The organism is Chryseobacterium sp. Marseille-Q8038 (genome assembly GCF_965111995.1).
In genome coordinates this window covers 1,010,557-1,022,894 of record NZ_CBCOPN010000002.1, presented here as the reverse complement: position 1 = coordinate 1,022,894, position 12,338 = coordinate 1,010,557, and the positions used below count along the sequence as shown (strand labels likewise).

General features: G+C 38.0%; 14 protein-coding genes and 1 pseudogene. 14 read left to right on the top strand and 1 reads right to left on the bottom strand.

Translation table 11 applies throughout. The features are described from left to right. Positions 1 to 7: 7 nt before the first annotated feature. The 8 genes and pseudogenes from ACWPWS_RS18600 (at position 8) to ACWPWS_RS18565 (ending at position 5,327) form a co-directional block, all read left to right on the top strand. Positions 8 to 481, top strand: coding sequence for a DUF6428 family protein (locus ACWPWS_RS18600; protein ID WP_454047511.1), 474 nt, complete (start codon positions 8 to 10; stop codon positions 479 to 481). Positions 482 to 520: 39 nt separating this feature from the next. Then, entirely contained in the window at positions 521 to 1,294 is a 774-nt protein-coding gene (locus ACWPWS_RS18595) for a metallophosphoesterase family protein (RefSeq protein WP_454047510.1), read from the top strand. A 15-nt stretch (positions 1,295 to 1,309) separates the two neighbouring features. Further along, complete coding sequence (locus ACWPWS_RS18590; RefSeq protein WP_454047509.1) at positions 1,310 to 1,918, top strand: protein-tyrosine-phosphatase; 609 nt, start codon at positions 1,310 to 1,312, stop codon at positions 1,916 to 1,918. A gap of 5 nt (positions 1,919 to 1,923) precedes the next feature. After that, positions 1,924 to 2,415 (top strand): N-acetyltransferase family protein, encoded by a 492-nt coding sequence (locus ACWPWS_RS18585; protein ID WP_454047508.1) that lies wholly within the window; start codon positions 1,924 to 1,926, stop codon positions 2,413 to 2,415. 6 nt (positions 2,416 to 2,421) lie between these two features. Further along, complete coding sequence (arsB, locus tag ACWPWS_RS18580) at positions 2,422 to 3,453, top strand: ACR3 family arsenite efflux transporter (RefSeq protein WP_454047507.1); 1,032 nt, start codon at positions 2,422 to 2,424, stop codon at positions 3,451 to 3,453. Positions 3,454 to 3,486: 33 nt separating this feature from the next. Continuing rightward, positions 3,487 to 3,723 (top strand): annotated as a pseudogene (locus ACWPWS_RS18575) (PRTRC system ThiF family protein); the annotation flags it as partial. A 203-nt stretch (positions 3,724 to 3,926) separates the two neighbouring features. Next, positions 3,927 to 4,601, top strand: coding sequence for a DUF6904 family protein (locus ACWPWS_RS18570; RefSeq protein ID WP_454047506.1), 675 nt, complete (start codon positions 3,927 to 3,929; stop codon positions 4,599 to 4,601). Positions 4,602 to 4,637: 36 nt separating this feature from the next. Continuing rightward, complete coding sequence (locus tag ACWPWS_RS18565; RefSeq protein ID WP_454047505.1) at positions 4,638 to 5,327, top strand: hypothetical protein; 690 nt, start codon at positions 4,638 to 4,640, stop codon at positions 5,325 to 5,327. Here the strand turns inward: ACWPWS_RS18565 and ACWPWS_RS18560 are convergent. Next, positions 5,324 to 6,313, bottom strand: coding sequence for a PDDEXK nuclease domain-containing protein (locus tag ACWPWS_RS18560; protein ID WP_454047504.1), 990 nt, complete (start codon positions 6,311 to 6,313; stop codon positions 5,324 to 5,326). The two genes, ACWPWS_RS18565 and ACWPWS_RS18560, sit on opposite strands and share 4 nt — an antisense overlap. A gap of 1,095 nt (positions 6,314 to 7,408) precedes the next feature. Here ACWPWS_RS18560 and ACWPWS_RS18555 point away from each other — a divergent pair. The 6 genes from ACWPWS_RS18555 (at position 7,409) to ACWPWS_RS18530 (ending at position 12,337) form a co-directional block, all read left to right on the top strand. Continuing rightward, entirely contained in the window at positions 7,409 to 7,765 is a 357-nt protein-coding gene (locus tag ACWPWS_RS18555) for a hypothetical protein (RefSeq protein ID WP_098972171.1), read from the top strand. Positions 7,766 to 7,787: 22 nt separating this feature from the next. Next, the gene (locus ACWPWS_RS18550) at positions 7,788 to 9,041 is read left to right on the top strand and encodes a hypothetical protein (protein ID WP_123840834.1); all 1,254 of its coding nucleotides are present in this window, start codon (positions 7,788 to 7,790) and stop codon (positions 9,039 to 9,041) included. Between the two features lie 75 nt (positions 9,042 to 9,116). Then, positions 9,117 to 10,589: a relaxase/mobilization nuclease domain-containing protein gene (locus ACWPWS_RS18545; RefSeq protein ID WP_317169758.1), complete on the top strand. Its 1,473-nt coding sequence runs from the start codon at positions 9,117 to 9,119 to the stop codon at positions 10,587 to 10,589. An 87-nt stretch (positions 10,590 to 10,676) separates the two neighbouring features. Then, positions 10,677 to 11,330, top strand: a complete 654-nt coding sequence (locus ACWPWS_RS18540; RefSeq protein ID WP_098972166.1) for a ParA family protein — start codon at positions 10,677 to 10,679, stop codon at positions 11,328 to 11,330. Positions 11,331 to 11,363: 33 nt separating this feature from the next. After that, the gene (locus ACWPWS_RS18535; RefSeq protein ID WP_098972164.1) at positions 11,364 to 11,900 is read left to right on the top strand and encodes a hypothetical protein; all 537 of its coding nucleotides are present in this window, start codon (positions 11,364 to 11,366) and stop codon (positions 11,898 to 11,900) included. A gap of 116 nt (positions 11,901 to 12,016) precedes the next feature. Next, complete coding sequence (locus ACWPWS_RS18530) at positions 12,017 to 12,337, top strand: DUF4134 domain-containing protein (RefSeq protein ID WP_098972162.1); 321 nt, start codon at positions 12,017 to 12,019, stop codon at positions 12,335 to 12,337. Position 12,338 lies beyond the last annotated feature (1 nt).

Sequence of the window (12,338 nt, the reverse complement as noted above, 5' to 3'; positions counted from 1 at the left end):
TAAAACAATGAAACTATCAGAAATCAAAGAAATTCTGCCAACATTAGAAAATGTTGAATTTCAATTAGAGAACGGAACATTTGTGCCTGAACATTTCCATGTTACAGAGGTAGGGCAGATCAATAAAAAGTTTATTGACTGTGGAGGTGTGATCCGTAATGAAAAGACCGTGAACTTTCAGCTATGGAATGCTGATGATTATGAACATCGTTTGAAACCAGGAAAACTGTTGAACATCATCAGGCTTTCTGAAGACAAATTAGGAATAGAGGATACCGAAATTGAAGTAGAATATCAAAGTGATACTATAGGTAAATATAATCTGGAGTTTAATGGGAAAACATTCGTGTTGAAAAGTAAGACTACGGCCTGCCTTGCTCAAGATGCCTGCGGCATACCGTCCGAAAAACAGAAGAAAAATCTTTCGGAACTTGCAGTAAACCAAAATACATCATGCACTCCGGGAAGTGGCTGCTGCTAGGAACCGAAAAAAGCAAAAAACTGGAAAAAATAATATACAATGAGAATTGCATTATTCAGTGATATTCATGCCAACCTTCCTGCTCTGGAAGCCTTCTTTGGAGATGTAGAGAAAAGAAATCCCGACAGTATGTATTGTCTTGGAGATTTGGTCGGCTATAACATTTGGCCAAACGAAGTGGTGAGCGAAATCCGCAAAAGGAAAATCCCTACCATTGCCGGAAACTATGATTTTGGTATCGGGCGGATGAGCAATGATTGCGGATGTGCCTATAAGACCGATAGCGAGAAAGACAATGGAAGTATTTCTATTTCTTTTACTAATTCCATAATGAATGATGAGGAAAGGGCTTACCTGCGTACACTTCCTGCCCATATCAAAGTAGAGTTCCAGCTCAATGAAGATAAGCTCAATCTGCTTCTGGTACACGGAAGCCCACGAAAGATTAACGAATATCTTTTTGAGGATCGTGAAGAGAAGAGTATGCTCCGAATTATGGAACAGGCCGATGCGGACATTTTATGCTTTGGGCATACGCATAAACCCTATCACCGTATTTTAAATTCGGGAACTGATGGGAAAGACCATTTCCGCCATGCCGTTAATATAGGTTCGGTAGGTAAGCCAAAAGACAATGATGTCAGAGGCGGTTATGTAATGCTTACCATCAATGAAAAAAGTTCCGTCCTAGACAAAGACAGCATTAAGGTAGAATTTATCCGTTTCGATTATGATATTGAAAAAGCGGCAAAAGGTGTGGAAGAAAGCCCCTTGCCCAATGAGTACGGAGAAAATTTAAGAAGAGGATATTAATTATAGGCATCAGATATGAATGAAAATATTTTAAAGACAATTCAGTTGTTCTCAACAGATAACATTTCTGAAGAAAGAAAAACATTTTTACAGCCGTTGGCAGATTTCATAAAAAGCAAAATAGAAGCTGATCAAGCGATTTATTTAAACTTCATCTGCACCCATAACAGCCGAAGAAGCCATCTATCCCAGATTTGGGCACAGGCTATGGCCTATCATTTTGGCATAAAAAACGTGTTTTGCTATTCAGGCGGAACAGAAGCCACTGCTATGTTTCCGAAAGTGGCAGAGATATTGAGTAGTCAGGGTTTTGATATCCAGAAACTGAGCGAAACCGAAAACCCTGTTTATGCAGTAAAATATGCACCCAACGAAGCCCCTGTTATCTGCTTTTCTAAAGAATACAACCATAAATTTAATCCCAAAAACAGATTTGCTGCGATTATGACCTGTGACAATGCCGATGAAGGCTGCCCGCTGGTCATCGGAGCAGAAGCAAGATTCCCCGTTAAATATACTGATCCTAAAGTTTCGGATAATACTCCACAACAGGCACAGGTGTATACTGAAAGAAGCTTGCAGATCGGCACAGAAATGTTTTATGTTTTTTCACAGATATATTAAATAGAATGGAAATAAAAGAAATAAAAAAAGAGCATTTTCCTGAAATAGCAGAAATATACAGACAGGGGCTTGAAACAGGCAATGCGACTTTTGAAACCTCGGTTCCTTTATGGGAAAAATGGGATAAGGGAAAATTAAAGCACAGCCGCCTAGCTGCTGTCATTGATGGCGTTGTTGTTGGCTGGGTAGCACTTTCTGCGGTAAGTGACAGATGTGTTTATGGTGGTGTTGCAGAAGTGAGTATCTATATTTCCAACGATCATAAGGGAAAAGGTATCGGAAGAGCGTTAATGTCAAAACTGGTCGAAGAAAGTGAAGTGAATGGGATATGGACACTGCAAAGTGGGATGTTCCCGGAGAATGAAGCAACGATAGTGCTTCATCAACGCTTGGGTTTTAGAATAGTCGGTTTCCGTGAGAAAATAGGAAAACTGGGAGACATCTGGCGCGACACGATTATTATGGAAAGAAGAAGTAAAACAATAGGAATAAATTAAAATAGTATGCAGCCAAAATTAAAATTTCTTGACAGATACCTTACCCTGTGGATATTTCTTGCTATGGGACTCGGTATAGGACTGGGATATTTTTTTCCGAATATTTCAAAAGTTACCAATGCTTTATCCGTGGGTACGACCAATATTCCATTGGCAATAGGTTTAATTTTAATGATGTATCCTCCATTAGCTAAGGTTGATTATTCTTTGCTCCCAATATCACTCAGGGATAAAAAGGTAATTGGCATATCACTACTGCAGAACTGGATCATCGGTCCCATATTGATGTTTATACTGGCTATTCTTTTTTTAAGGAATGAGCCTGATTATATGATTGGCTTAATACTTATTGGTTTGGCCCGATGTATTGCCATGGTGGTTGTTTGGAATGATCTCGCTAAAGGAAACAGGGAATATGCTGCATTATTAGTCGCATTGAACAGTATTTTTCAGGTGTTTACTTACAGCTTCTTGGTTTGGTTATTCATTAACATATTGCCCGGTAAATTAGGTCTTGCTAATTTCAACGTCAGTGTTTCGATGAAGGACGTCACCGAAAGTGTACTCATCTATTTGGGTATTCCTTTTCTGGCCGGATTCCTGAGCCGATATATCTTAGTTAAATCAAAAAGTATAGAATGGTATAATAGAAAATTTGTCCCTAGAATATCGCCGATAACACTGTACGCTTTATTATTCACGATTATTTTAATGTTTAGTCTTAAAGGTGAAAAAATCGTGGAACTGCCAATGGATGTGGTGAAAGTAGCAATACCACTGATCGTGTACTTTGTACTGATGTTTTTCGTGAGCTTCTTTGTAAACAAATCAATGAAGGTTCCATACGACAAAAACGCATCTATCGCATTTACAGCCACAGGAAACAATTTTGAACTGGCAATCGCGGTAGCCATAGCAGTTTTTGGCATTCACTCCCCGCAGGCGTTCGTTGGTGTTATCGGGCCACTGGTGGAAGTTCCAGTATTGATACTATTGGTAAGAGCTAGTTTTTGGTTAAAGAAAATATATTACAATTAAAAAAAATCTTAAAAAAATGACATGGCGGATCATTTACCTTTTATCACCAATTAATTTGGAAAGTTGCTAAAGGGAATCCAAGAGTCCGATGATACGCCTAGTTGTTCACTGGCAGAAGCACTGGAAAAGCAGGATTTGTTTATTAATTCAACATTGGCATATATGGGAAGCTCTTTGCTATGGAGCTTATTTCGTAAAGGATTGACAGAAAACAGGGGATTTTTTCTGAATTTGAAAAATTTTCATTCTCAACCGATAAAACCCGCATAATCTCTGCCGCCTGAGAAAATTCGGGCGGGCAACCTCATTTCTAAAACATTGCCGCATTTTAGCAGAGTATGTTTTTGAAAAAAGGTTGCGAGCTGAATATTTGAGAATTGGACATAAAAAATTTATTTAAAGAATTAATCCCAATGCTCATTGTTGTTTTACAATTTTAGTAGATTTGCCGGTAACTGATAATAGCACTACATATGATTTACAGTGTACCAACCAAAAAAGGCTTAGGCATTGAAATATGGGGGACCCGTGATGACCTCGAATATTTATATGATATTATTTCAAAATTTTGGGGAAATGAATCTTTTTTTCATTTTAAAGGCTATGAAGATAAAAATAAGCTTATAAGTAGTTTTTCCTATGAAATCCGAAAGGCTTCTTATGGGAGCAGGCTGCAAAGAACTCATGGACATTTCACTTTTGAAGAAATTCCATATTTAGGCTTTGAAATTTCCTGGGCACATATTTTATTTTGTATATCTGCTCTCAGGTACAATATGAAAATGGTTGACACAACAAAACAGGATGTTTCCATGTTTCTACATCTTGAATATTGGATTGAGCATTCAATGAACAGTTATGATCCGGTTGGAGCAAAAAAACTGCTCCCTTTTCTTGAAGATGGAATTTATGCAGGAAACGAATACCTTTATTTATATATGAGGCATATAAATGCCAGCTTTTTTGAAATGAAAGGGGGAAAAATTTCATTCAGAAGATTAGCTGAATTGATGAAAACATCCACTTTTTTATCAAAAGAGTATGAAAATTTTCTGAACTTTCTGAAGTCTGAAGCTAAAAAACATAATTGTGCTATTGAAGAATTGGAATTAAGTGATGATGATGCTATATATGAGATTGAATGGTAAGGCATTCATTTCCCAATATTAACACCCAAAATAACTATGACTAATATATCTTTACAATCGTTAATAGAGAATTTGAATAAAAATGATGAATCAGAAAGTCTCATTTATCGAAAATCCTTAAGCACTACTGTAGACCTTGCTAAAGTCTGGGGAAATAGGCCCAAACCTACTGATAGCATAACATCTTCTGACGGACCGGATACATTTTATTTTATAAAGAATAATGAAAATTCATATGTAGCTGCTGTTTATGATATGAAGAAAGATCTGCACTGGTTTGTATTACCGGAATACAGAGGAAAGGGACATCTTACAAATGCAATGAAAGATACAATTCTCCCGCACCTATTTTTAAGCAGACAAGAACAGCGAATTACTATTGATGCAGGACAGATCGATTTTAATTTTAATGCTTCAGAGAAAGTGGCATTAAACCTTGGTTTCTCGCCAAAAAACGATACTGAATATTTTCTGTCAAAAGAAGGATATTCAACCTATAATACTGATTTTCAAAAGACCATAGGCTTTTCAGAAGACAGAATCCAGGAATTAAGAAAACAAATCAATTATTTAAGCAGAAGTTTATGGGCAATCCAAACTGAAGTTGAAATGAAGCTTGGAATAACAGATTACTCAGAAGATTTGGCTGATTTAGTCCACGAAATAAGAAGCCATACATGGAAGTTGGAAGATGCATGGTGGCAAAGTAAGGATGTCAATAATTAATCAATATTATCCAGTTCAAGTTTTACTCTATCTGCCTCAATAAGCTGTTTTAGCTCATTTTCATCGGGCAGGTATGTCCTGTATTTACTTGCAAAAAGCTTTTTATTTTCTGACAGTACTGAATATTTTACAACCGTTTCATCTTTTTCGGTACACAGAATTATTCCGATAGTAGGATTATCATCAGCATTCTTTTTCAGGTCATTGTACATTCTTACATACATATCCATCTGACCAATAGCTTCATGCGTAAGTTTGTGTGTTTTCAGATCCACAAGAATAAAGCATTTGAGATAATAATTATAAAATACAAGATCGATGAAAAAATCAGAAGTATCCGTTACAATATGCTGCTGTCTTGCTACAAAAGCAAATCCTTTTCCAAGCTCCATTAAAAATTGCTGGAGATGGGTAATAAGGGCAGATTCTATTTGGGTTTCCGTTTGAGAGGTATCAGACGGCAGTCCTAAAAACTCAAAAATGTAGGGATCTTTAATAAAGTGTGAGGTTTCTCTACTGTCATTTTCCGGAAATTTTAGCAATCTTCCCAGATATTGACTATCAATATTTCGTTGCAGAGTGCGTGTATTCCAGTTCCCTTCGATAGAATGGAGCATATACTGTAATCTGTGTTCAGGGCTTTCAATCCGGCTGATTATTCTGTAATGAGTCCAGCTCAATTCGGTACGCACTGCGTTCCAAATTGGGAATGAATTGAAAAAAGCCCTCATATTATTAAGGTTTCGATCGTTAAATCCTTTTCCAAATTCCAAAGTCAGCTGATTGGCAAGGTTTTTCAGTGTAGATTTTCCATATTGGGCACGGCTTTGTCCATTTTGTTCCTCTTCAATAATAAGCTTACCTATTTCCCAGTACATTTTTAATACTATTGCATTAGTATTTCTGTAAACCGCAGACTTTGCATCAATAATAATTTGTGCAATCGAATTGTATAAAGTACCGGAGTTTTGAGGTTTTTCTGCCATTTTTCAAAGATACAAAACTTGTTTTTTCAATTCCATATTAATTAATGGACTTTTTTAGACTTTATGAAAAATTTTTGACATCCGAAGTTTTCCAATAGTGCAAGTACTGCTTGCACAAATCATATGATATCATTCCTTAAAGGAGTAAAATAGTAACAGGTTAAAGCTGAACCTGCGTAAAAATTACCCATGTTTTATTCTAACCTGAGTAATTTTCACCCACCTTATTATAAGACCTGCATAAAAAAGTATCAGGTATATTCTGATCTTGAATATTAATTTGTCAAAGCTACAACCTGCGTAAAAATTACCCATGTTTTTTCCTAACCTGAGTAAATTTTACCCACCTTATTATAAGACCTGCATAAAAAAGTATCAGGTATATTCTGATCTTGAATATTAATTGTCAAAGCTGCAACCTGCGAAAAAATTACCCATGTTTTATTCTAACCTGAGTAAATTTTACCCACCCTATTACAGAACCTGTGTAAAAATGTATCAGGTTATATTATTATCCTGAGTAAAATGGATACAGGTCAGTGTATTCTCCCTATTTCAATATTTGCAATATTTTTTTCTTTCAACAGCAAAAAACATATAAATGAGATCAATATTTGATTACTAATGTTTTATGATTTTGTGTGGATGCTTTTCAGAGTTCTGAAAAAAGTGAGCGACTTAATAGAGCAAGATGTGTCTTTGTATATACAAACTTTTCAAGTTGTATCTCCAAAGACGATCTTGCCTTTTTTTGCAAAAAGGAGAAAAAACAGCGGAACTTGTTTTTTTGTTTTGGGGAAAATCAGGAGCAATATTCCAAAATAGCCCAGTATATTCTTTTTTAATCCTCACATATTCCAGATAAGCCCAGCACGTTCTTATTTAGCCCACGCCCTATGAATACTATTGTTTTCACGATTTTTATGCCCCAATTTTGCAGAAGAAATTTTAATCAGAAAGCAAAATGAAAACACAGATTTATTTTTCTGTTATTTATCAGAGAGGAAATATTAACCCTTACTTGCCAAGAAGCGCAGAGCTGTTTAAATCGGATAAAGCTTCACTAAAGTTATTTTACCATAGGATAAATTGAAAATGGAAAGAGGAAAAGAAGACTTGATTATTATAAGAATTCAAAAATCCAGAAAAGACAACTGGAAGAAAATCTGCTCAGAAAAGCAAATCTCCCTGACGAGTCTAATTATCCATTCGGTAGAAAACAGGATTTTGGATGATGAGAGGCGGAAAGTTTTGAATTTCATTGAAGAGCAGGACAACATTTTTGTAAAGATAGAAACGAACATCAATCAGGTAGCCCGGTATGTCAATACAATGAAAGCCATAACCTCTTCGGAAGTAGGCTATTTCAACAGGCAGTTAAGTCAAATTATTGAGTTAAAAAAAGAACAGAATAGCATTTTTAAAAAGATCTATTCCATGATTGGAAAATAAAACAAACAGCAAATTTAATGATATGCAGAAATTAATATGCAGTCTCGCAGGATTATTTTTCCTTCTTGCAGCTGGAAATATTCAGGGTCAGGTCGGTGTTAATACCACCAGCCCCGCAGCAACCCTTGATGTTATCGGCAATACGGATAAAAGCAAAGCGTTGGATGGCATTATTGCTCCAAGAGTGAAAGGAAGTGAGTTGGCTTCCTATACGTACACAGCTTTGCAAAAAGGGGCATTGGTCTATGTGACCGAAGCAGCACCGGTACTTTCTGGTCAGGTTGCCCATATCAAAAGTCCTAATACCTATTACTATTTCGACGGTTCGGCATGGGAGCCGCTTTATGGGAGCTTATATGATGTAGTTGAAAGAGGAAACTTTGCCCCGAGATATATTTCGTTTACTGGAAGCTCCATCACAAAGCAAGGTACAACAGATGCTGCCTTAGGAATGAATCCGCAGACCTATTCGATGTATTTTGGAAATATGAACCAGATGCACACGGGAACGTATAATCTTTCTTACGGATACGGAGCCCTGCAGAAGCTCTCCACTGCTTCAGGGAATGTCGCCTTTGGAAGCTACAGTTTGAATGGAGTAACAACCGGAGCATACAATACCTTTGTCGGCCATATTTCAGGATATGATCTTTCCAATGCCGGAAAAATTATTACGGGAAATGTGAACGTAGGACTTGGAAATGCAACCCTGGCAAAACTGACTTCCGGATATAAGAATATAGCAATAGGCCAGTCGGCCCTGAACAGTTTGAATACCGGAAGCTATAATACCATTATAGGTCAGTCTTCGGGGCAGTTTATTACGACGGAAAGCAAAAATGTAATGCTCGGGGCGCAGGCCGGAGGCTATGTCCGGGGAGAAAACAATGTATTTATCGGAACAGGAGCCGGGCACAGCAATACGGTAAATAGTGTAGAAACAGTAAACAACAGGCTGGTCATACACAGCAATGCAAGCCTGGTTCCGTCCGAAGCTATCGGAACAGAGAACGCCGTTGACCTGAGCGCTTCCTGGACCAATGGCTTGATCATCGGGGACTTTGCCGAACGATGGCTAAAATTCAATGGGACACTGAATCTTAATCCCACCTATCATATGGTACCGCAATCAGATACTTCTTATATCCTGAAAGTCGTTGCAAAACCGGACGGAAAACTGGGATTAATTAACGACAATGTGGCTGCCTTCATATCCATTCTCGAGACAGCAACCCCGGCACAAAAAATACAGATCAAGCAAATTTTAGGCATATAAAATAAGTGGAAGAAACCTTAAAGTATAATCCGTAAGTAGGCGGCTAATATAACCATAAAATTGATCGTAAAAATTATGGAACCTGCGGGTTCCGGCTTTCCCGGAGTACAGTATAATGATAAAAAGGTAGAGAAGGGGAGTGGAGAACTGATGCTGATGAAAAATTTTCCTTCCATCGTTAATGAAAACAGCAGTCAGCAGGAGGTCCGGGAATATTTAAGATCCATCTCAAATATTGAAAGGGTAAAAAAGCCGCAGTTCCACGCCGCGATTTCCACGAAGTTCCGGGAACATACCAAAGAAGAGCTTACCAATATCGCAGAAAATTTTATGGATGAGCTGGGGTACGGAAAGCAGCCTTTTATTGTGGTGTTCCATAATGATACGGAAAATAACCATACACACATTGTTTCAACCCGTGTCAGTAAACAGACCGGAAAGAAAATTAATGACAGTTATGAAAAGCTTAAGGCACAGCAGGCATTAAGCCGTACCATGGAAAAGCTGTATGGACTAAGTATACAGGAGCAAATAGAAAAATTACTGGGTTACCGATACAATTCTATTAAACAACTTGAACTGCTTTTAGAAAGAGACGGATTCCGGCTTTCTCCCAATAGGAATGATGAGGGTGCTTTAGATATACTAAAAAACGGAGTCTGGGAAAAAACCATTAACGCCGCCGAGCTCAACTTCAGCAGTCAAAAAAAAGATTCCAGGGCATGGCAGTTAAGGGCGATTCTCTTAAAATACAAAGAACTGCACTCTTGCAAGGTATTCAGGATCGAAGACCACAGGGCTCAGGAAGGTGTATTACCTGAAGAAAAGCACAACGAGAACTGGAAGCCGAAAATTGAATTTGAGAGTGAGCTTCAGAAAAAATTGAGGGATGTTTTCGGGATTGATGTTGTATTCCATACTTCTGACAAAGTAAAAACTGCTGTAGAACTCAAACCTTTCGGATATACCTTGATTGACCATAAGACAGGATCAGTGTATAAAGGAAGTGAGATTATGAAAATGAATGAATTGTTTGAGTTCACTTACGATACCATAGACAAAAGGCTTTTTGAAAGCTTAAAAGATTATAACATAGCAGATGAGGCTGCTAAGCAGGTTTTACAAGATCATTTGAAACGCCAGAATCCTGACCATGTGCCAAAAGATTTTATGCTTTTTGAAACTAAAAAAAGGAAGAATAAAGAAATATTTGGCTTAGTGAGGAATGAGGTAAAGCAATATCTCAGAACACATAACGCAAAAGATGTTCACATTATAAAGCCCGAAGACGGTAAATTTTATGTGATCCACTCAAAATTACACTACGTAGGGGAACTTGAGCAGCTGATCGGCGAAAAAGATTATCAAAGATTCCTGAATCCGGGTGACAACCAACAGCAGGTTTCAGTAAACCAGAGTGAAAAGCTTTCAAAAGAGCTGAACAGAAGCATCAATGATTTGATTTTTCAATTCAGCAGATCCTCAGGAGGATCAGGAAAAGACCCCGGAGAAGAGGAGCGTAAGAAAAGAAGAAAAAAGAGAAAATAGAGGCAGTGGTTATCAGTTGATCGCCCATAAAAATCAACCAACACCTTTAAAACCGATAAGCATTAACCAACAGCTAACAATCAAACTATGATTATCACTTTTGCCACCCAGAAGGGCGGAGCGGGAAAGACCACTCTTGCCATTGCCTTTGCCAATTACCTTTGTGAGGTTTCCGAGAGGAAAATCAAGGCGTATGATTTTGACTTTCAGAAATCTTTTTTCAACAAATGGAAAGAGGACGAAAATTCAGAGCTGCCTAGGCTTTATGAAGTGGAGCTCATTGGAGACGATGAAGAAGAACAGCCTTTTGCCGATCTGGAAAAAATTATAGGCCTTAAGGAAAGCGAAGATATATACCTGTTTGATTTGGCAGGCACGCTGGACCAAAAATACAGTGACCTACTCATTTACAGTGATTTTATCATCATCCCTTTCGAATACTCCGATGTATCGGTAAAATCGACCCTGGTATTCAAAAACCTGCTGGGCCTACTCGAAAGTGAAGCAGAGCGGATCTTCATCCGTTCCAAATATGACAAAGGCTATAAATATCTCAATCAAAGGGAGATGGATATCGAGATCTCAAAATACGGAACCCTGATTGTAAGCCCTGTATACAAAAGGAATTGTTTACAAAGCATTAATACGAGGAAGCTTACCTACGAGCAGCGATACGCTATAAAAAAGCCATTCAATGAAATCATTGAACAAATCAGTGAAGCATTACAAATCACCCTGTAAGGCTGATTCCAAAGAAAAAACAAAATAAAAAATATGATAAAGTATTCACTCATCCTGTTAGCAGCTTATTTCCTGTATTATGCCGGAAATATCCTGTACGACCTTTTTTTAAAAAAAGAAAAGATCACTCACGTCGATCTGACTGAAGAATTTTCAATAGGCGGTTTTGCACAAACTGATGCTGAACCTCCAAGCCGGATTGGTATTGAAGATGTTGAAAACCTCAGTACCCCCAAATCCTTTTTAAAAAAGGATCTTGAATTCCAAAAACCATCTTCTACCGACCAGCAGCCGGATCTGGAAGAGATGAGAAAGCGATTTGAAGCGGAGCAGGATATTGACGATATGCCCGCACCAGTGAACGATACCAAAACAGCACCAGCAGAAAAGAGCCCATCCGATAACACAAGTCATCTTCAGGATATGCCCAACAAAGCAGAAGAGCATTCCAAATGGGAAAAGACTAAGCCTAAAAAATCCCATTGGAAAGAACTCCTGAATTTATCGGAGACCACCGTGCAGATGGTGGCTAACTACGATGGCCAAAAGGTCTACCACTCCGTCATCTAAGCAGTAAGAAACCCTTCAAATTGACCAAATATCATCCTATCAACTGATACGGATAGCATACCCCTTATGCCAATTTCTAAGCACAAAATTTAATTCTAAACCAATAATTAATCATTATGAACAACAATGTAAAACGCCATGTGGCAGTAAAAAAGATATTGACTGCCTGTATGATTCTCCTTGCTGTCACTCCCATATTTGCCCAGGGCGGAGCAACAGCCATCTCTAATGCAGCCAATGACATTAAGGACTACTGGGATCCCATCAAGCTGATTCTGAAAGCCGTGGGCGGATTGGTCGGCTTTATCGGAGGTCTTCGAGTGTATAACAAATGGACTAATGGAGATCAGGATGTTAACAAAGAAATCCTGGGCTATGGAGGAGCCATGATCTTTCTGATTGTCGTTCCGGAATTCGTAACCTCATTCTTTGCGTAAG

Bases quoted from the DNA above. Each gene is read 5' to 3' on its own strand.
- ACWPWS_RS18600 (WP_454047511.1), top strand. From the start codon at position 8: ATGAAACTATCAGAAATCAAAGAAATTCTGCCAACATTAGAAAATGTT.
- ACWPWS_RS18530 (WP_098972162.1), top strand. From the start codon at position 12,017: ATGAACAACAATGTAAAACGCCATGTGGCAGTAAAAAAGATATTGACT.
- ACWPWS_RS18535 (WP_098972164.1), top strand. From the start codon at position 11,364: ATGATAAAGTATTCACTCATCCTGTTAGCAGCTTATTTCCTGTATTAT.
- ACWPWS_RS18565 (WP_454047505.1), top strand. From the start codon at position 4,638: ATGACTAATATATCTTTACAATCGTTAATAGAGAATTTGAATAAAAAT.
- ACWPWS_RS18540 (WP_098972166.1), top strand. From the start codon at position 10,677: ATGATTATCACTTTTGCCACCCAGAAGGGCGGAGCGGGAAAGACCACT.
- ACWPWS_RS18590 (WP_454047509.1), top strand. From the start codon at position 1,310: ATGAATGAAAATATTTTAAAGACAATTCAGTTGTTCTCAACAGATAAC.
- ACWPWS_RS18560 (WP_454047504.1), bottom strand. From the start codon at position 6,313: ATGGCAGAAAAACCTCAAAACTCCGGTACTTTATACAATTCGATTGCA.
- ACWPWS_RS18570 (WP_454047506.1), top strand. From the start codon at position 3,927: ATGATTTACAGTGTACCAACCAAAAAAGGCTTAGGCATTGAAATATGG.
- ACWPWS_RS18550 (WP_123840834.1), top strand. From the start codon at position 7,788: ATGCAGAAATTAATATGCAGTCTCGCAGGATTATTTTTCCTTCTTGCA.
- ACWPWS_RS18595 (WP_454047510.1), top strand. From the start codon at position 521: ATGAGAATTGCATTATTCAGTGATATTCATGCCAACCTTCCTGCTCTG.
- ACWPWS_RS18585 (WP_454047508.1), top strand. From the start codon at position 1,924: ATGGAAATAAAAGAAATAAAAAAAGAGCATTTTCCTGAAATAGCAGAA.
- ACWPWS_RS18545 (WP_317169758.1), top strand. From the start codon at position 9,117: ATGGAACCTGCGGGTTCCGGCTTTCCCGGAGTACAGTATAATGATAAA.
- ACWPWS_RS18555 (WP_098972171.1), top strand. From the start codon at position 7,409: ATGGAAAGAGGAAAAGAAGACTTGATTATTATAAGAATTCAAAAATCC.
- arsB (WP_454047507.1), top strand. From the start codon at position 2,422: ATGCAGCCAAAATTAAAATTTCTTGACAGATACCTTACCCTGTGGATA.